This is a genomic window from Paraburkholderia sediminicola, from assembly GCF_046027825.1.
GTDB classification, from domain to species: Bacteria; Pseudomonadota; Gammaproteobacteria; order Burkholderiales; family Burkholderiaceae; genus Paraburkholderia; species Paraburkholderia sediminicola_D.
Window position 1 is genome coordinate 40,708 of the sequence record NZ_JAQQDU010000006.1, and the last position, 18,275, is coordinate 58,982.

An 18,275-nucleotide genomic window follows, 5' to 3' on the forward strand; every position below is an offset into this window, starting at 1 on the left:
GTACAAAACATCGCGGCCAGTGTCTTTGTATGACCGCTGTTGGGTCCGCCAGTGCGAGGTGCGAACCGACAAATTCGATGACCGATTGATGCAATTAGCATTGAATCTATTTTACCGATGAAACTGTGCGCGTCTGTAGAGAAATAGGTTTAACCGGTATATTCTTCCGGCGTCACGCCGGCGGCATGGTATCGAGCCTGGCCGCCGAGCTTTTCAGGCCTTTGAAAATCCGCTCGGCGACCTTGGCGGGAAATCGCTCGGGCAAGTCGGCCGAGACCCGCGTGATGACCGCTGGCGTCTGTTCGATCAGCCGCTGGATCAACGGCTCGGCGTTCGCGCCGTGCGAGCACCTCAGCGCCATGGTGTTGAAGTGGCGCCGCTGCACGTCGCGGAAGGCGTCGTGTTTGCTGCGCGACCACATCGCCATGGCAAGCCTTGCCTTGAACCATGACCACTGGTTCGGGCCGTTGCCCTCCACCGGCCAGATCGACATCACGTCGTAAAGCGGCGTCAGGCGGTACTGGCCGCCCGCCAGCAGGCGAATGCTGAAATTCTTGGCGTGGCCGTCCGGCGCCGCCAGCATCCAGAACAGGATCTGGCTCGCGAGCAGCGTCTCGATGTCCTGTTGCGCCGACACCGATTGCTGAAGAATCCGCGCAAGGTCCAGCACGCCCGGACCGCCTTCGTTTTCGTACTTGCGATGCGACGGCACGCCATACACCTGGCAGAAGTCTTCCTGCGGCAGGCGCAGCAGCCATTGGCCGCCTGAATGCAGTTGCCGGTCGAAGCGTTCGACGCTCAGCACCCGTTGCTTGCCGAAGGTCACGATCTCGGCGTTGGCCACCGGCAGGCCATAGGCGCGCAGGATCCGCAGACACAGCCATTCGTTTTCGACCGAGGTGCTGAGATCCGCGAGCTTGTTGCCGACCAGTCCGAGCGGCAGCTTGAAAATATGGGTGGTGGGCGTGGCGCCGTGCGGGCGTTGCCACTTGCCGTCGTGCCATAGTAGAGCGGTCTTCTCCTGCGCGCCGGCGAGCGAGATGCGGAAATCGTCCGCTTCGTTGGGGGCGCCAAGGGCGGGATTGCTGACGGTACGCGCCAGCATGGTCTCGATCTCGCTGTCGGAGAGCGGCGTGCCTTCGATCCGCTCGACGCCGGCCGGCGCGTCGTCGACGGCCAGCAACTGGACGGCGCCCACGCAATCGCGGCCGATGGCTTGCAGCAGGTCGAACGCGTCGAGCGTATCGGTCTGGTAGCGCTGGGCGATGCGTTTTCTGATCGCCTCGCTGTCGGGTAGCAGATTGTCGAAATAATTGAGTACCCGTGGCCCTTTGTGCGCCTCATTGCTCGGCGTGAACGGCAGCGAGAGCGAAAGCGGCCGGCCCGCGGGCGAGGCGACCCACGCGGGATCGTAAGCGAACTCCATGGGGCCGCGGGTGGGAAGGCGCCAGACACCGACGCGCTCGCCGTTGGCCCACACCGAAAGCGCCCGCGAATGCGTTTGGCGGCCCATGCTTACCACTCGATCAAAGGCGCCGGCTCAGGCGCCGGCTGGCTCTTGTCGCGTACCTGCAATTGCAGGCCGTAGGCGCCGCACAGCGCGAGCAGTTGTGCGAGGGTGAGGGCAGTGGCGTCGGTTTCCAGCGCCGAGATGCGGCTCTGGCTGACGCCGATGCGCGCGGCGGCGTCGGCTTGGGTGAGGCCGGCCTGGCGCCGACCGGCCGCAAGCAGTTGGCCCATCTGGTCTGGCGTGGCGACAAGGTGGATCATGGCAAATTATCCGCGAGACGAATAAATGTACTTTATGCGTCACACGAATATCTGTCAAATATTCATGTGACGCATATTTGTAAAATATCTGTCTAACGGATAAACGCTCATTATTTGTGTGGCGCATAAAATGCATTTGCCTGCGCCCGGTCTGGATCGCCGTGTAGCATGTCGTAAAAACATCTTCTACCGACTTCGCGCGACTCATGAATCCACCGACGTTACGCCACACCGACGTGCCGTACTACACACAATGGGGCAGCCCCGAATGGGTGCGCCACATCGTCGAACAACAGGGCGACCCGTGCGACGACCCCTACTGGCAGCGCAGCGGTTTTGCCGACCCGCAGCGTTACCGGTTCTGGGCCAAACGGCTGTGCGGTCTGACCTGCCTTGAATCCGCGCTCGACTACTGGCACATCGAGCATGCGCCGCGCGCCACGCTGCTGGATGACGCGCTGCGGCACGGCGTGTACCGGCTGCGCGATGACGGCGGCGTCGACGGTTTGATCTACCGGCCATTCGCCGATTGGGTCGGCGAGGCATTTGGTATTCAGGTCGAGGTGTTGCCGCAGACGCCGCTCGAAGAGATCGCTGTGCGCATCGACGGCGACACGCTGGCGATCGTCTCCGTGAGCCCCGAGATTCGCTACCCCGAACGGCCGAATCAGCGCCAGGGCGGGCATCTGATCCTGCTGCACGGGCGCGATCGCGATGGCGTATGGTTTCATAATCCGTCGGGCATAGCGCCTCACCAGGCGGACGTCTATTTGCCGTTCGCAACGATGGCGCGTTTCTACGCAGGGCGTGGCATGACGCTCACCCGCATCGCGCGCTAGACGCGGCAGCAGGCCAGCCGTATGGCAAGCGCACTGATCGGGCCCGTTTTCTGCTGAGGAGCTTGACACCGACCTTTGCAATCGTGGAGCGAGTCATGAATCGAATCGCTGCCTTGCTCGTCGCCAGCCTCGCCGCGCTCAGCGCCGTCACCGCGGCGAATGCGGCCACCCGGGACGAACAGACCAAGGCCTGCCGCCGGGACGCGCTGCATTTCTGCATCGTTGACGTTCCGAACAGGGAAAAAATCATCGCCTGCATGAAACGGCATCTCGACGAACTCAGTCCGGCGTGCCGCGCGATGTTCGATGGCGGCAAGAAGAGTGACGCGAGCGACGCCAACCCCAAAGCCAACGCCATCGATCCCAACGCCGCCTCGCAGTGAACGTGGCGGCAGCGCGCCACTGCTTTTCGGTGGATCACGCTAAGCCCTGCGCTGCATGGCCGCGTTCCCGATCCGGCCCCACGGCGCGCCGGGCGTCGTAGAATCGCTTGTTCCCGACTCCCGGAGTAGCCGCGTGTCTGACCAGCCACACCCGCAGCCACGCCCGCCACGCTTTCGCCTGCCGCGCCGTGCCCGCACGCCCTGGCAGGCGCCGCGCGCCCGCACGCTCTTCACGCGCCCCGCGGCGTCGCCGCAGCGCGTGCTGCTGCAGCGTGTCTATCTCGTGCTCGGCCTGTGCGTGCTCGCCTTCGCCGTGCTCTACCTCGACCGCGACGGTCTGCGCGACGCCAACCGCAAGGTGCTCGGCATCGTCGATCTGATGTACTTCACGATGGTCACCGTCGCCACCGTCGGGTATGGCGACATCGTGCCGGTCACCGCCCGCGCGCGGCTCATCGACGCCTTCTTCATCGTGCCGATCCGTATCGTCATCTGGTTCGTGTTTCTGGGCACCGCTTATCAGTTCGTCATTCAACGCGTCATCGAGGAATTCCGCATGAAACGCCTGCAAAAACAACTGCGCGATCACGTCGTGGTGTGCGGCTACGGATTGAGCGGTTCGGTCGCGGTGCGCGAACTGCTGGAAAGCGGCTTCGCCGCGGAAGCGATCGTCGTCATCGATTCGCAGCAGGCGGCGCTCGAAGCGGCTACGGCGTTAGGTGTGGCGGGGCTGCTCGGTGATCCGTCGCGCGAGGACCTGTTGCAGCAGGCGCAGGTACGCATCGCCAAAGCGGTGATCATCGCCGTCAACGACGACGCCATCGCGATCCTGCTTACGTTGACGGTGCGCAGCGTCGCGCCGGACACGAAGATCGTCGTGCGGATTCAGGAGCAGACCTATCAGCGTCAGTTGCGCCAGGCCGGCGCGGACGTGATCGTCTCGTCGACCAAGATCGGCGGGCTGCTGCTCGCCGACGCGGTGGGCAGCAACTACATCGTGCCGTTCGTCAACGATCTGCTGTCGTCGCGCGGCCGTGTCAATCTGGTGGAGCGGCCGGCGACGACACTCGAAGTCGGCCGCTGGAGCAATGCGCTGCCGGGCGCGGTGGTGGTCGGGCTGATACGCGCGGGGCGCATGCTGTCGTTCTATGAAGACGAGCCGTGTCCGATCGAAGCGGGTGACCTGCTGATGGTGATCCAGTCGTCGCGCCATGCGGGCGAAGCGTCCTGCGGCTAGTGCACCGTGCCAGGCGCGAGACTGGGGCCGCTCACTGGCGTTTTCCACTTTTCACACGCAGGAAGATTGCACGCATGAAACTGAACCGCATGATCAGCACGGTCGAAGTGCACACCGCCGGCGAACCGTTTCGCATCGTCACGAGCGGCTTGCCGAAGTTTCCCGGCAAGACCATCGTCGAGCGGCGCGCGTGGCTCAAGGAGCATGCCGACCACTTGCGCCGCGCGCTGATGCTCGAGCCGCGTGGCCACGCCGATATGTACGGCGCTTATCTGACGGAGCCGGTGAGCGACGGCGCGGACTTCGGTGTGATCTTCGTGCACAACGAGGGGTATAGCGACCACTGCGGCCACGGCGTGATCGCTCTCGCGACCGCGGCTGTCGCGCTTGGCTGGATCGAGCGCAGCGAACCGGAAACGCGTGTCGGCATCGACGCGCCCTGTGGTTTCATCGAAGCCTTCGTGCAATGGGACGGCGAGCAGGCGGGGCACGTGCGCTTCGTCAACGTGCCGTCGTTCATCTGGCAGCGCGATGTGACGGTGCACACGCCGAGTTTCGGCGAAGTGCGCGGCGATATCGCATTCGGCGGCGCGTTCTATTTCTACACCTCGGGCAAGCCTTTCGATCTGAACGTGCGTGAAGCCGAGATTGACCGGCTGATCCAGTTCGGCGACGAAGTCAAACGCGCGGCGAACGCGGCCTTCAAGGTCGAGCATCCGCTGATTCCGGAAATCAACCACATCTACGGCACGATCATTGACAACGCGCCGCGTCACGCCGGCTCAACCCAGGCCAATTGCTGCGTGTTCGCCGACCGGGAAGTCGATCGTTCGCCAACGGGCTCCGGCACCGCGGGCCGTGTCGCGCAACTTTATCTGCGCGGCGAGTTGGGCCGCGATGAGACGCTGGTCAACGAATCGGTGATCGGCACGATTTTCCGCGGCCGCGTTTTGTCGGAGACGAAGCTGGACCGTTTCGACGCGGTGATTCCGGAGATCGAAGGCGACGCGCATGTGTATGGTTTTGCAAACTGGATCGTCGACGAACGCGATCCGCTGACTTACGGTTTTCTGGTGCGCTGAATCGAATCGAACGCAATATCTAGCAAGGAGAGGAAAAGCCCGCTTATGACCCGCCCGACCACGCAGATTTTCGACGCCGCCGCCACCGCGCGGCTGATTCCGTACACGACGCTTGTCGACGCATTGAAGCGCGCGAGCATCGACTACGCGCAGCAACGTATCGCGAGTCCTGAACGGCTCGTGGTGCCGCTCAACGAGGGTGGCATCATGCTCTCGATGCCGGCCACTGCGCCCGATCTCGCGATCCACAAACTGGTCAACGTGTGCGCGAGCAATAAACCGCGCGGCATCCCGACGATCCACGGCCAGGTGATGGCCTTCGACGCCGACACCGGCGAGACGCTCTTCATTCTCGATGGTCCGACGGTGACCGGGCGTCGCACGGCGGCGATGTCGATGCTCGGCGTCCACACTTTCGCGCCGGCCACGCCGCGCGAATTCCTGCTGATCGGCACGGGCACGCAGGCAGTGAATCATCTGGAAGCGATCGGCGAACTATTCCCCGAAGCGCGCGTGTGGGTGAAGGGCAGTGCGCCCGCGCGGGCCGAAGCGTTTTGCGCCGACCATGACGCCCATGGCGGCAAGGCGCGCGAACTGCGACCGTTGACCGATCCCAATGCGCTCACCCCCGATTCAATCGACGTGGTGATCGCGCTGACCACCAGCAAACAGGCCGTCTACGACGAAACGGCGCGGGTGGACCGGCTCGTCATCGGCGTCGGCGCGTTCACGCCGGCCATGGTCGAGATCGGCGCACGCACGATCGAAGGCAGCGCGCTGTTCGTCGACGACGAAGCCGGCGCGAGGCATGAAGCCGGTGATTTCATCCAGGCCAACGTCGATTGGGCGCGGGTCGGCGGAATTGCCACAGTGTTGGAAAATGCCACTGTGTTGCCGTCGGGAAAACCAGTTGTTTTCAAAAGCGTGGGTTGCGCGGCGTGGGATCTGGCAGCCTGCCGGGTGGCGCGCGAAGCCTTGTCAGGCGGCTGATCGCGGGCCGTTTGCGGCGGCCGGTGCCGCGCGGTTCGCAGGTCCCGGTTGGCATCTTGCGCCAACCTGCGGCACATGTTGCCGTGCAAACAATCTCAAAACGTTGCACCATAGGCGTTTGCCAGAAAAAAGCGCCGGTCCGCCGGCGTTTTTTTGCCCTTTGTCCGTTGATTTGACGCCTACCACGACGCTGCGACCGCGCTATGACGACCCACCACGCTTCTGCCACCCCCGACCTGCCGCTCGACATGATCATCTTCGGCGGCACCGGCGACCTGTCGTTTCGCAAGCTGCTGCCCGCGCTCTACATGGCGCATCTGCACTGCAATCTGCCGCCGGATACCCGCATTCTCACGATCGGCCGCAAGCCGTGGTCGCGTGAGGAATACATCAACGAATTCATGGAAGCGAAGGCGAAGCCCTTCATCGAAAAGAAGGCGTTCGATGCTGCCTCCTGGGACAAATTCCTGGCGCTGTTCGAATACGTGCGCATGGACGTCGATTCGATCGAGGACTACCAGCGTCTGAAGGAAGTATCGCGCGAAGGTGTGCGGCGCGTGTTCTATCTGGCGACCTCGCCGGACCTGTTCACGAATATTTGCGACAACCTTTCGGCAGCGGGGCTGATCAACGAGAATTCGCGCGTCGTGCTCGAGAAACCGCTGGGTCACGATCTGGCGTCCGCGCAGGAGATCAACACGGCAGTCGGCAAGCATTTCGGCGAAGCGCAGATCTACCGGATCGACCACTACCTGGGCAAGGAAACTGTGCAGAACCTGATGGTGCTGCGCTTTGGTAATGCGATTTTCGGCCCCCTGTGGCAGGCGCCTTATATCAAGCGCGTGCAGATCACGGTGGCCGAAGAGGTCGGCGTGGGCAGTCGCGCGGGCTTCTACGACAAAACCGGCGCGCTGCGCGACATGGTGCAGAACCACCTGCTGCAACTGCTGTGCATCGTGGCGATGGAGCCGCCTGTGTCGCTCGATCCGGATGCGGTGCGCGACGAAAAGCTCAAAGTGCTGCGCTCGCTTCGCCCCATGACGCCCGAGGATATCGCGCGCGATACCGTGCGCGGCCAGTACACGGCCGGTGCGGTGAACGGCGAGCCGGTGAAGGGCTACCTCGAGGAAGACAACGTGCCGGCCGGCAGCCGTGCCGAGACTTTCGTCGCGTTGCGGGCGCATATCAACAACTGGCGTTGGGCCAATGTGCCGTTCTACCTGCGCACCGGCAAGCGTATGCAGAAGAAAGTGTCGGAAATCGTTATCGAGTTTTCCGAATTGCCGTTCTCGATCATTCCGAGCGGTGGACGCAACTACGGCAACCGTCTCGTGATCCAGTTGCAGCCGGAAGAGTCGATCCAGTTGCAGATGCTCGCGAAGGAGCCGGGTAGCGGCATGCATATGCTGCCGGTGAATCTGAACCTGGATTTGCAGCAGGCTTTCACCGAGCGCCGCGCGGAAGCGTACGAGCGTTTGCTGATCGACGTGATTCGCGGACGCCTCACGCACTTCATGCGTCGCGACGAACTCGAAGCCGCATGGGCGTGGGCCGAACCGATTCTGGAAGGCTGGAGCAAGTCGGGCGACAAGCCGCGTGGTTATACGGCAGGCACGTTTGGGCCGGCTGCGTCGACCGCACTGATGGCGCGGGAAAATGCGGTGTGGGCGGAGGAGTCGCAGTAAGCACGCAGGCAGTCAGGCGTCGGCGGTACGTCGGCGCTTTGACGCTTTAGCCTCATAGAAAAAAGGCGCCCCGTTTTTGCGGGCCGCCTTTTTTCGTTGCGTGCTGCCGTCCTGACTTACGGCAACGAAATCGTCAACGTGGCCGATTGCGGTCCGAGCTTGACCACCTGCGAATACGGCGCGAGCGTGCGCAACGTCTGATCGCGCAGATAGGTGTTCAGGCCGAGATAAGCGAGCAGTCCCACCAGCGCGAACACCGCACCGATCGACCACAATGGCACTTCGCGCTTGAGCCGGTGAGCGACCTGATCCGGCAGCGGCCAATGCGGGGCGAACGGTGCACGCTTGCCCTTCATGTGCGCGATCTCATCGCCGATCCGCGCGGTCAGATAGGCGAGCTTCTCAGGTCCCTCGAGCAGATACTTGCCCTGAAAGCCGAGCAGCAGGCACATGTGGAACACTTCGAGCGACTGCAACCGTGCGGCGCCCTGCGCGCGGCATTCCTCGAGGTACTGGAAGAACTTCTCGCCTGCCAGTTGCTCGCCGAACAGCACGAGTTGCAGCGGCCGGCGCTCCCACTCTGTGCGGATCCTGAACGTCGACGACAACACCGATTCGTCGATGGCCGCGCAGAACGCAAACTTGGAGGCGTAGACGTCTTCCGCAGAAGCATTGAGCTTTTTCGCGCCGCGCTCGAAGTCGCCGAGAAACTGCTGAATACGCTGGCTGAATTCCTGCGCGTCACCCGGCTCGCGGCCGTTCTTCAACAGGAACAGCATGAAGAAGCCGTCGTACAGCAGATCGAGCAACGAGCGGACCTGATAGCTCGGTTCAGTCATGGGGGCGGGCGGCGCGGCTTGCGTGCTGCCGCCAAACAGGGAAGGCGCGTAGCTCATGATGTGACGGCGATCAGTTCGAGTTGAAGATCGTTGATGCCCGACGGCGCATAGATCATTGCCGATTGGGCCTGCAACATGCGGTCATACAATGCACCGCGCGATTCGCAAGAGAAGTAGCACGCACCCGGCCGCACCGGAATGGCGGGCGGCACTTGCGGCGTGTAGACGAGGCGCACGCCCGGCATGGCCGAGAGCACCAGCTTGTCGACGTCGTCCGGCGCACCGACCTTGAAGCGGGCGGGGACGGCTTCGACCAGTTCGGCGGTCGGCATGTCCGCGGACACTGCGATGTAGAACAGGGTCTTGTCGTCGATCTTGCCCGAGTCAAGGCGGCCTGCATGGAACGACGGACGCACTTCTTCGAGTGCGATGGCGAAGTAACGCGTCGAGATCACGGTCTCGAGCAGATCGCGCAGGATCGTGTCGAGGCGCGCGAAGCCGGGGCCTGGATCGTCATGCCGGTAAGCCGGCAGGTCAGACAGCGCATAGCCCTTCGAAAACGTCATCAACTGGCCGGCCAGACGCAGCAACTCCTGAAACAGACGTTCCGGATGCAGCGCTGAGTGCTGATACAGGTGCGCCAGCGAGGCAAACGCGGCGCTCGCGGTGTGCAGCAGCCAGAACGATGCGATGTCCCCTGAGCGGAACTCGATGATGTTCTTGGTCGGCTCGCGGTGAAAACCATAGAGCGCGTTGACCTTGGCCTGCAGTGCGTCGATCAGTTGACGCAGCCGTTGATGCAGGATCGGCGACGCGTCGATCGCGAGGCAAGGCGGCACGAACGTGTCGTCGATTTCGAATCCCGACGTGGCAGTGCGGCGCACGCGCACGAGCGGCACCGACAGCAACTGGTCGCGCGGCTCGCTATGCGCAATGAGTTTGACGCTGGTCTTCAGGAAGGTAATGTCGGCTTCGGCTGCGTCGGTGAAATGATCGGCCACCGGCGTCTGCTCGCTGACATAACGCGAAACGAAACCGGCGTTACTGTCTTGCGAATAGTTCGCGCCGGTTTCGCGCAGCGGATGCAGCGCCAGATAGAAGGTGAATTCGTTGATGCCGTCGGGCAGGGTGTCGAGCGCGATGGGCGGCGGCAGGTCGTCGGCTTGCGGCGCGGAGTAGAGCGCGCCATCCGGAAACACCAGCGAGAGTTCGCTCACGCGCAGCACATTGCTGCCGAGCGCGTCGCGGTCGAAACGTGCCGAACGCACGCCCCAGTTGTATGGCTGGATCGCCTGGATCGATTCGAACAGGCGCGCCTCGTGGTAGGCGTCCTGACGCTGAAAATGCTGCGGCCTCAGAAACAGGCCTTCCCCCCAGAGCACTTTTGCTGAATAACTCATCTCAAACCTGTTATATGCGTTCAGCGTGTGGCGCGTCCGGAAATAACCGATTCGAACGCCGCATTGTTAATTCTATAAAAACTGTTAAATCGTATTTGTCCGGCATCTTTAACCGCAACTTACCGAAGAAAGCATATTCAGCGGCTGGGCGGGCAATCCCTGTTCAGGCGGGATCACAGTGCCATTGGTCACGGTCATTGCACAGTTATGCAGGCCGATCATTATGCCGGATTTCTCCGACTTCGCCGGGTCGAAGGCGAATTTCCAACGCTGCATCGCCGGGTCGCGGAATAGCGCGACGATACCGAATGCCTGCGCTTCGCGCGAGACTTTTTCGGTGACGGTGTAACGTTGACCGGGGATTAGCGTCACTTCACGCACGCCCAGCAGATCGCCGCCGAGTGTGGTCTTCTCCTTGGCCGGGTCGGTAAAGGCGTCGAATGGCGCCTGCTGGAATGAGGTTGGGTCTTTCAGCACGTAAAGCCGCACGACCAGCGCCAATGGGCGGTTATCAGTGGCGGCATTCAGATTCTGCGCGGCGTATAAGGTGAGGCCGACATTACGTGGCGGCTTTTGCGCATCCGGCACGTCCGGCTTGCCGAGGCCGCTCGCCTGCAAAACCGCGTTGGCAGCGGCTCCCAGCGCCGGCACGGCCGCCGCGCAGCCGGCCAGCTGGGCGCACGCCACGGCGCTGGTAATCAATAGCGATGCATGGCGAACAAGACGCGAATTCATATACATCGACCGGCTCGGCGCCGTCCCCCGTCAAAACATCAATAACGAAATCAATCTGGAAAATTTTCAACCACGCTATGCCGCGTAATGCCGTTCTATGCAAAGCGCATTGCTCTCCGGTACTTACGTGTTTGCCACCCGGTATGCGGAAATTTTTTCCGCCTCTCGCTTTTCTGCTATTGCACCAGGAAACAATTTCTGCCTATTGCGTTTAAATCATCCACATGCATTCTTTTTGTGCAATGCTTCTTCACACGAAAGTTGAATTATCGAAAATTGGCCTGTACTATACCCGCGCAGTTGAAGCAAAGCAAAACTCCGGTTTCTCCTTGAATTAAAAAAATCGCACGTCGGTGAAAAACGATGAATGAGCGTCTGTTAGTAAAACTATCTGGGGTAGTGTTGGCATGCGGCGTGATTGCCGGTTGCGCGACACAGGGCAACAACACAGCGACCACACCGGAGGCTTTTAATAAGCAACTCGCGGACGCGGACACCGTCGCCAAGGGTGGTGATCAGGATCGCGCCATCGCGCTTTACCAGCAATTATCCAAAACCGATCCGACGCGTGAAGAACCGTGGTCGCGCATTGCGCAGATCCAGTTCACGCAGGGTCATTACGGTCAGGCCATCGTCGCCGCGCAAGAAGCGCTGCAACGCGACCAGACCGATCGTCAGGCCAAGAGCGTGCTCGCTGTAGCCGGCCTGCGTGTGGCCACGCAATCGCTCGGCGAATTGCGCCAGGATGCGTCGCTCGCGGGTGATGCGAAGTCGGACGCGCAGGCGCTCGCCAAACAGTTGCGCGACACGCTGGGCGAAGCCACGTTGTTCCCGCCCGACCCGAACGACAAGCCCGTCGTGAAGAAGAAACGCATCGTTCGTCACGTCGTCGCCAAGGGCAAGCCCGCGGAGACGCCGGACGCAACCCCCGGCGCTGCAGCTCCGGCCACTACGGCGGCAGCAGCTCCCGCTGCGCCTGCCGCACCGGCGCCCGCGGCACCTGCCAAAGCCGCACAAAGCGGCGGCGCGTCCGATCCGTTCAGCGCGCTGCGCTGATCCACACGCCTGATCTATCTGCATCCGGGAGCCGACGATGGCGAAGAAAGAAAGTATTCAAAAGCGCTTGCAAAAAGTGCGGCCGCCGCGCGTTCAACTGACGTATGAGGTTGAGCGCGGCGATGCGATCGAGGTGAAGGAGCTGCCGTTCGTCGTCGGCGTGGTTGCCGATCTGGCAGGGCAGTCCGAAGTCGAGCAGCCGAAGCTGCGCGATCGCAAATTCGTCAATATCGATCGCGACAATTTCGACGACGTGATGAAAGCGATTGAACCGCGCGCCGCGTTTCAGGTGGAAAACCGCCTGAGCGAGGCTGGCGGCAAATTCGCCGTCGACCTGCGTTTCAAGTCGATGGCGGATTTCAATCCGGATGAAGTGGTCGCGCAGATCGAGCCGCTGCGCCGTCTGCTCGAAGCGCGTTCGAAGCTGGCCGACCTGCGCAACAAGCTGGCCGGCAACGACAAACTCGAAGACCTGCTGAGCGAAGTGCTCAACAACACGCAGCAGTTGCAGACACTGGCGAAAGACCAGGGCAACGCAGCAGACCAGCACGCCGGCGCGCCGGATCACGACAAGCAGGGCGAATAAGTACGCACGGGGTGTGAGATGAACCAGCAAACGGCAGCAGCCCAACTCGCCACCGCGCAAAGCGGTACGGAATCCACGCTGCTCGACGAAATCGTTGAGAAAAGCCGCGTGGCGAAGTCCGATTCCGAACACGCGCGCGCGAAAGACCTGATCGGCGAACTCGTGCATCAGGTGCTCGACGGCACGGTGGTGGTGTCCGACAACCTGTCGGCTACGATCGATGCGCGCGTCGCGGAACTCGACCGCCTGATTTCCGCGCAATTGAGCGCGGTGATGCATGCACCGCAATTCCAGCGCATGGAAAGCACGTGGCGCGGCCTGGACTATCTGTGCAAGGAAAGCAATACCGGTTCGACGGTCAAGATCAAGGCGCTGCACGCGCCGAAGCGCGACCTCGTGCGCGACTTCAAGAACGCCATCGAATTCGATCAGAGCGCACTCTTCAAGAAGGTTTATGAAGAAGAGTTCGGTACTTTCGGTGGCGCGCCGTTCGGCACGATCATTGGCGACTTCGAAGTGACGCGTCAGCCGGAAGACGTGTACTTTATCGAACAGATGGCGCACGTCGCGGCCGCGGCGCACGCGCCGTTTATCGCATCGGCGTCGCCTGAACTGATGGGCCTCGAAACCTTCGCCGATCTCGGCAAGCCGCGCGATCTCGGCAAGGTGTTCGATACGGTCGAATACGCGAAGTGGAAGTCGTTCCGCGACTCCGAAGACTCGCGCTATGTCGGTCTGACCTTGCCGCGTTTTCTCGGCCGCCTGCCGTTCAATCCGAAAGATGGCGCGACCGCCGAAGGTTTCAACTTCGTCGAAGACGTGGACGGCACCGATCACAGCAAATACCTGTGGTGTAACGCAGCATGGGCGTTCGCTGCACGCCTGACGGCCGCCTTCGACGACTTCGGCTGGTGCGCGGCGATTCGCGGCGTGGAAGGCGGCGGTCTGGTGGAAGACCTGCCGACCCACACGTTCAAGACCGACGATGGTGAAGTCGCGCTGAAATGCCCGACCGAAATCGCCATTACCGATCGCCGCGAAAAGGAACTGAGCGATCTCGGTTTCATTCCGCTCGTGCACTGCAAGAATTCGGATTACGCCGCGTTCTTCGCCGCGCAATCGGTGCAGAAACCCAAGAAGTACAGCACCGATAGCGCAAATGCGAACGCCGTGCTGTCCGCGCAACTGCAGTACATCTTCTCGGTGTCGCGCGTGGCGCACTACCTGAAGGCGATGATGCGCGACAAGATCGGTAGCTTCGCATCGGCACAGAACGTCGAAGTGTTCCTGAATCGTTGGATCTCGCAGTACGTGCTGCTGGACGACAACGCAACCCAGGAACAGAAAGCGCAGTTCCCGCTGCGCGAGGCATCGATACAGGTCTCGGAGATTCCGGGCAAGCCTGGTGCGTATCGTTCGGTCGCGTTCCTGCGTCCGCACTTTCAACTGGACGAGCTGTCGATCTCTTTGCGGCTTGTCGCTGACCTGCCGAAACCGGCAAATTCATAAACCAAGTCAGAAAGCCCGTGCCGGCCGCACGGGTTAGCTGTTAAAACCACCTCTTTGGGGAGTCGATGAGTTATGAAGGACATCTATTTAAAATTCGGCAATCCGGCGATCAAAGGCGAGTCCGCCGATAAAGATCATGCTGGCTGGATCGAGATCGATTCGTGGAGCCACTCGATTACGCAACCGCGTTCGGCAACGGCTTCGACGGCGGGCGGTCATACGTCCGAGCGTTGCGAGCACGCTGACATGCAGTTCACGAAAGACATCGACGTGGTCAGCCCGCTGATCTATCAACACGCATCGGGTGGCACGACGTTCGACGAAGTGACGATCGACTTCATGCGTTCGGACGGCGAAGGCAACCGCATCAAGTACCTGGAAGTGAAACTCAAGTACGTGATTATCTCGAGCGCCACGCCGAGCGTGGTGGGTGAAGGTCTGCCGACCGAACAATTCTCGCTGAAGTACGCTGCCGTGCAGTGGAAGTACACGCAGCAGAAGATCGGCGGCAACCAGGGCGGCAACGCGCAAGGCGCGTGGAGCCTGACGAAGAACGACAAGACGTACGCGGTCTGATGCCGGCGTGCACGCGGCGTGCGGCCTGATGGCCAACGCACGCCGCGCGCGCCTCGCGTCGCACCGGTTTTTCGGACGCCGATGAAACGCTTCGAACCCAGCTTTCTCGACAAGCTGTTCGACGACGAACCGCATCTGCCGGCTTCCCCGGCGATGCGGCAATTGTCGTTGGACGAATTGAAGGCCACCGTCGCGCGCGACGTCGAGGCGATCCTGAACACCCGGATCGCCCTGACCGAGCACGAGTTGGCGGCGCTGCCGGAATGTCAGCGCTCGGTGCTCACGTACGGTCTGAACGATTTCGCGGGCTTGAGCCTCGCGAGTCACTACGACCGCACGTTTATCTGCAAATCGATTCAACAGGCAATCGCACGGCATGAGCCGCGCTTGCAGCAGGTGGCGGTTACGCTCGAATTGAACGAGCAATCGACCAACGCGCTGAACTTTGCGATTCAGGCGCTGCTGGTTGTGCACCCGGCGGAAGAACCGGTGAGTTTCGATGCGATGTTGCAGCCTTCTACGCTGCAATACTCGGTGACGCGCACACGCGCGAAGCTTTAGTACCTGATTTTAGCTGTTGGGTTTTAGTACCTGCGTTTTAGTATCTTGAGTACCGCCTGGCCACCGCTCTCGCGCAACGGTGGCCATAGATTGGGCGGAGAGGGTTCAGGTTCGGGGATAGATCGATGGAAGAATTGCTGCCGTATTACGAGCGCGAATTATCATTTCTGCGGCGCTATTCGCGCGATTTCGCCGAACGCTATCCGAAGATCGCGGCGCGCCTGGCGATGTCCGGCGAGCACTGCGAAGATCCGCACGTCGAGCGGATGATCGAATCATTCGCGCTGTTGGGCGCGCGCATCAACAAGAAGCTCGACGACGATTACCCCGAATTCACCGAAGCGCTGCTTGAAGTGCTGTATCCCCACTACCTGCGGCCGTTTCCGTCGTGCTCGATTGCGCAGTTGGGCACCTCGGCCGCGCTCAGTCATCTGACCGAACCGGTCCTGGTCGAGCGCGGTACCGAACTCAAGTCACGCCCGATTCGCGGTGTGCAATGCCGTTTTCGAACCGCCTACGACGTGACGCTGGCGCCGATCCGTATCTCGGAGGCGAAGTACACGTCGGTGGCGATGGCGCCGAGTGCGACCGTATTGCCGGGCAACGCCACGGCGATCGTGTCGATCACGTTTGAATCGACGGCGGCGCAGCTCGATCTCTCCGCATTGAAACTCGGCACGTTGCGCACGCACCTGCATGGCGAGCAATCGTTTATCGCGGCGCTGGCGGACTGCCTGTTCGTCAATGCGATGGCCACCTATGTCGAAGCCGACCGCCGCGGAGTGTGGAAGCAACTGCGTGAATCGCCCGTCGTACAAGCCGGTTTCGATGAAGACGATGCGCTGATCGACTATCCGGCCAAATCGCATCCGGCATACCGGCTGCTGACCGAATACTTCGCGTTCCCCGAAAAATTCAATTTCGCCGATTTCGATCTGGCGGCGATGACACGCGCGAGCGGCCGCTGCCAGCGTCTGACGCTGCACGTCGTGCTCAAGGAAGTGCGTAGCGATTCGCACGTCGCGCGTCTGCTGGATTCGTTGTCCGCACATCAATTTCGCCTGTTCTGCACGCCTGTGGTGAATCTGTTCGAACAGCACGGCGAACCGATCCGCATCAGCCATCAGGCGATTTCGTACCCGGTGATCGCCGAAGCGCGCCGAGCGTTCGCGTACGAGGTCTATTCGATCGACTCAGTCAAACTCATCAGACAGCAGGCGCATGAAGAATCGGTGATCGAATTCCGCCCGTTCTATTCGTTGCATCACGGGGAAGCGGCGCGTGCGGGGCACTACTGGTTCGCGCGGCGCAATGATTGGGTCGCGCAGAAGAGCCCGGGTTACGAGACCGAAATTTCGATCGTCGATATCGACTTCGAACCGGCCGCGCCGCAAACCGATACGTTGAGTCTCGATCTGACGTGTACCAATCGCGATTTACCTGCCGGCCTCGCCGTGGGTCTCGAAGGCGGCGACCTGTTTCTGGAAGGCGGCTCGCTGACCGGCAGCATCGCGATGCTGCGCCGGCCGACGCCGAGCGTGCGTTTCGAGCGCGGGCGCGCCTCGCACTGGCGGCTGATTTCGCATCTGGCGCTGAATCATGTGTCGCTTGCCAATAGCGGCCTGTCGGCGCTCAAGGAAATGCTGGTGCTTTACGATTTGCGGCGCACGGCGGTATCGGCGCGGCATATCGACGGGTTGGTCGGCATCGAGCAGCGCGCCGCGGTGCAATGGCTGCCGGGCAAGCCGTTCGCGACCTTCGTGCGCGGTATTGAGATTCGTTTGACGATCGACGAAGAGCATTTCGTCGGCACGAGTCTCGCGTCGTTCGTGCGGGTGATCGATACGTTTTTCGGGCTGTACGTACATCTGAACAGCTTTGTGCAACTGGTCGTCGTGTCGAAGCGCACCGGCGAGGAGATTCTGCGATGCAAACCGCGCAGCGGCGAATCGATCCTGGCGTAGTCGAGCAGCTTCTCGACGAGCCGCATCGCTTCGAATTTTTTCAGGCAGTGCGGATTCTCGAGAAGTGGTTCGCGCAGCAAGCGCCGTCGAGTAATGGACGCCCCGGCGAGATCGTCGCGCAGCGGATTGCCTTTCGCAATTCGCTGTCGATGTCGTTTCCGCCCAGCGAAATTCATAGTGCACAGTCTTACGACGATGAAGGCACGGCGCTGAAGGAGAAGGTGCAACGCACCGCGGCGCTTGAGGAGGGTTCGCTCCACAAGGTTGATATCACGCCGGCGTTTTTCGGTTTGCTCGGCGGGCAGGGCGCCTTGCCGCTGCATTACACCGAGCAGATCATCGCGCGTGAGCAGATCAAGCGCGACCGGGCCGCGCGCGAATTTTTCGACGTGTTTTCGAATCGTGCGACGGCACTGTTCTACGCGGCATGGAAGAAGTACAGGCTGCCGTTTCATTATGAACTGGATCGCGACGAACGCTATCTGCCGCTGTTGCTCGCGCTGGCGGGCGTCGCCGACGACGACACGCGCAACAGTCTGCAAAGCGGCGACGGTGCGCTATTCGACGAAGCGATTGCGGGTTATGCGTTGGCCGCACGGCATCGGCCGGTTTCAGCGGCCTATTTGCAACGCACGCTGTCGGAATACTTCAAGGTGCGAGTGCGGGTCGAGCAGTTCGTCGGCAAATGGTACGACGTGCCGCGCGATCAATTGACCGTGCTCGGGGGTGTCAACGCGACGCTCGGCGCTACGGCGCTCGCGGGCGAGCGGGTCTGGCAGCGCGATATGCGCGCGCGGCTCGTGATTGGCCCGCTCGACAAGGCCGATTACGAAGCGTTCTTGCCTGGCGCCGACCGCGCCTTGGCGCTCGAACGCATGCTGACGCTGCTCGCCGGTGTGTCGCTCGAATACGAGGTCTCGCTGGTCCTGCGCCGTACGGAAGTCGGGCCAAGCATGCTGAGCGGCGGCGCGCGCCTCGGCTGGGACGCATTTCTGTGCACCAGGGACGCCGACCGCGACCGCGCGGATGCCCGCTATGAATTGCACGTGATTCACTGACTACA

General features: G+C 61.7%; 18 protein-coding genes. 13 read left to right on the forward strand and 5 right to left on the reverse strand.

Features of this window, described 5'->3' with window-relative positions; genetic code table 11:
* Positions 1-172 precede the first annotated feature (172 nt).
* Both PQQ96_RS04830 and PQQ96_RS04835 read right to left on the reverse strand, forming a co-directional pair.
* Positions 173-1,513 (reverse strand): type II toxin-antitoxin system HipA family toxin, encoded by a 1,341-nt coding sequence (locus PQQ96_RS04830; protein WP_408289494.1) that lies wholly within the window; start codon positions 1,511-1,513, stop codon positions 173-175.
* A 2-nt stretch (positions 1,514-1,515) separates the two neighbouring features.
* On the reverse strand, positions 1,516-1,770 hold the full coding sequence (locus tag PQQ96_RS04835) for a helix-turn-helix transcriptional regulator (RefSeq protein ID WP_408289496.1): 255 nt from the start codon (positions 1,768-1,770) through the stop codon (positions 1,516-1,518).
* Between the two features lie 206 nt (positions 1,771-1,976).
* Between PQQ96_RS04835 and PQQ96_RS04840 the strand changes: the two genes are divergently transcribed.
* From PQQ96_RS04840 to zwf, 6 genes are all read left to right on the forward strand, one after another.
* The gene (locus PQQ96_RS04840; protein ID WP_408289499.1) at positions 1,977-2,609 is read left to right on the forward strand and encodes a cysteine peptidase family C39 domain-containing protein; all 633 of its coding nucleotides are present in this window, start codon (positions 1,977-1,979) and stop codon (positions 2,607-2,609) included.
* Between the two features lie 95 nt (positions 2,610-2,704).
* Positions 2,705-2,992, forward strand: coding sequence for a hypothetical protein (locus tag PQQ96_RS04845; RefSeq protein WP_408289502.1), 288 nt, complete (start codon positions 2,705-2,707; stop codon positions 2,990-2,992).
* 133 nt (positions 2,993-3,125) lie between these two features.
* Positions 3,126-4,229: a potassium channel family protein gene (locus tag PQQ96_RS04850; protein WP_408289505.1), complete on the forward strand. Its 1,104-nt coding sequence runs from the start codon at positions 3,126-3,128 to the stop codon at positions 4,227-4,229.
* A gap of 74 nt (positions 4,230-4,303) precedes the next feature.
* Complete coding sequence (lhpH, locus tag PQQ96_RS04855; RefSeq protein ID WP_408289508.1) at positions 4,304-5,311, forward strand: trans-3-hydroxy-L-proline dehydratase; 1,008 nt, start codon at positions 4,304-4,306, stop codon at positions 5,309-5,311.
* 45 nt (positions 5,312-5,356) lie between these two features.
* Positions 5,357-6,301 carry a bifunctional Delta(1)-pyrroline-2-carboxylate/Delta(1)-piperideine-2-carboxylate reductase gene (gene lhpI / locus PQQ96_RS04860; protein WP_408289511.1) on the forward strand — a complete coding sequence of 315 codons (945 nt, stop codon included), beginning with the start codon at positions 5,357-5,359 and terminating at the stop codon, positions 6,299-6,301.
* Between the two features lie 203 nt (positions 6,302-6,504).
* The gene (gene zwf, locus PQQ96_RS04865; protein ID WP_408289514.1) at positions 6,505-7,986 is read left to right on the forward strand and encodes a glucose-6-phosphate dehydrogenase; all 1,482 of its coding nucleotides are present in this window, start codon (positions 6,505-6,507) and stop codon (positions 7,984-7,986) included.
* A gap of 116 nt (positions 7,987-8,102) precedes the next feature.
* On the opposite strand, the gene icmH is transcribed toward zwf, so the two are convergent.
* The 3 genes from icmH to tssJ all read right to left on the reverse strand — a co-directional run bounded on the left by icmH (position 8,103) and on the right by tssJ (position 10,960).
* Complete coding sequence (icmH, locus tag PQQ96_RS04870; protein WP_408289517.1) at positions 8,103-8,882, reverse strand: type IVB secretion system protein IcmH/DotU; 780 nt, start codon at positions 8,880-8,882, stop codon at positions 8,103-8,105.
* Complete coding sequence (tssK, locus tag PQQ96_RS04875) at positions 8,879-10,225, reverse strand: type VI secretion system baseplate subunit TssK (protein WP_408289520.1); 1,347 nt, start codon at positions 10,223-10,225, stop codon at positions 8,879-8,881. Before tssK ends, icmH begins: the two co-directional genes overlap by 4 nt.
* A 108-nt stretch (positions 10,226-10,333) precedes the next feature.
* Complete coding sequence (gene tssJ, locus PQQ96_RS04880) at positions 10,334-10,960, reverse strand: type VI secretion system lipoprotein TssJ (protein WP_408289751.1); 627 nt, start codon at positions 10,958-10,960, stop codon at positions 10,334-10,336.
* A gap of 363 nt (positions 10,961-11,323) precedes the next feature.
* Here tssJ and PQQ96_RS04885 point away from each other — a divergent pair, with 363 nt between their 5' ends.
* The 7 genes from PQQ96_RS04885 to tssG all read left to right on the forward strand — a co-directional run bounded on the left by PQQ96_RS04885 (position 11,324) and on the right by tssG (position 18,270).
* Complete coding sequence (locus PQQ96_RS04885; RefSeq protein ID WP_408289523.1) at positions 11,324-12,016, forward strand: tetratricopeptide repeat protein; 693 nt, start codon at positions 11,324-11,326, stop codon at positions 12,014-12,016.
* Between the two features lie 37 nt (positions 12,017-12,053).
* Positions 12,054-12,602: a type VI secretion system contractile sheath small subunit gene (tssB, locus tag PQQ96_RS04890; protein ID WP_046570773.1), complete on the forward strand. Its 549-nt coding sequence runs from the start codon at positions 12,054-12,056 to the stop codon at positions 12,600-12,602.
* 18 nt (positions 12,603-12,620) lie between these two features.
* Positions 12,621-14,111: a type VI secretion system contractile sheath large subunit gene (gene tssC / locus PQQ96_RS04895; protein WP_074287740.1), complete on the forward strand. Its 1,491-nt coding sequence runs from the start codon at positions 12,621-12,623 to the stop codon at positions 14,109-14,111.
* A gap of 72 nt (positions 14,112-14,183) precedes the next feature.
* A complete protein-coding gene (locus PQQ96_RS04900) occupies positions 14,184-14,687 on the forward strand; it encodes an Hcp family type VI secretion system effector (RefSeq protein ID WP_054036475.1) in 504 nt (167 codons plus the stop codon).
* Between the two features lie 81 nt (positions 14,688-14,768).
* The gene (tssE, locus tag PQQ96_RS04905; RefSeq protein ID WP_408289527.1) at positions 14,769-15,248 is read left to right on the forward strand and encodes a type VI secretion system baseplate subunit TssE; all 480 of its coding nucleotides are present in this window, start codon (positions 14,769-14,771) and stop codon (positions 15,246-15,248) included.
* A gap of 125 nt (positions 15,249-15,373) precedes the next feature.
* On the forward strand, positions 15,374-17,212 hold the full coding sequence (tssF, locus tag PQQ96_RS04910; protein WP_408289530.1) for a type VI secretion system baseplate subunit TssF: 1,839 nt from the start codon (positions 15,374-15,376) through the stop codon (positions 17,210-17,212).
* Positions 17,176-18,270 carry a type VI secretion system baseplate subunit TssG gene (gene tssG / locus PQQ96_RS04915; RefSeq protein WP_408289532.1) on the forward strand — a complete coding sequence of 365 codons (1,095 nt, stop codon included), beginning with the start codon at positions 17,176-17,178 and terminating at the stop codon, positions 18,268-18,270. Before tssF ends, tssG begins: the two co-directional genes overlap by 37 nt.
* Positions 18,271-18,275: the final 5 nt, after the last annotated feature.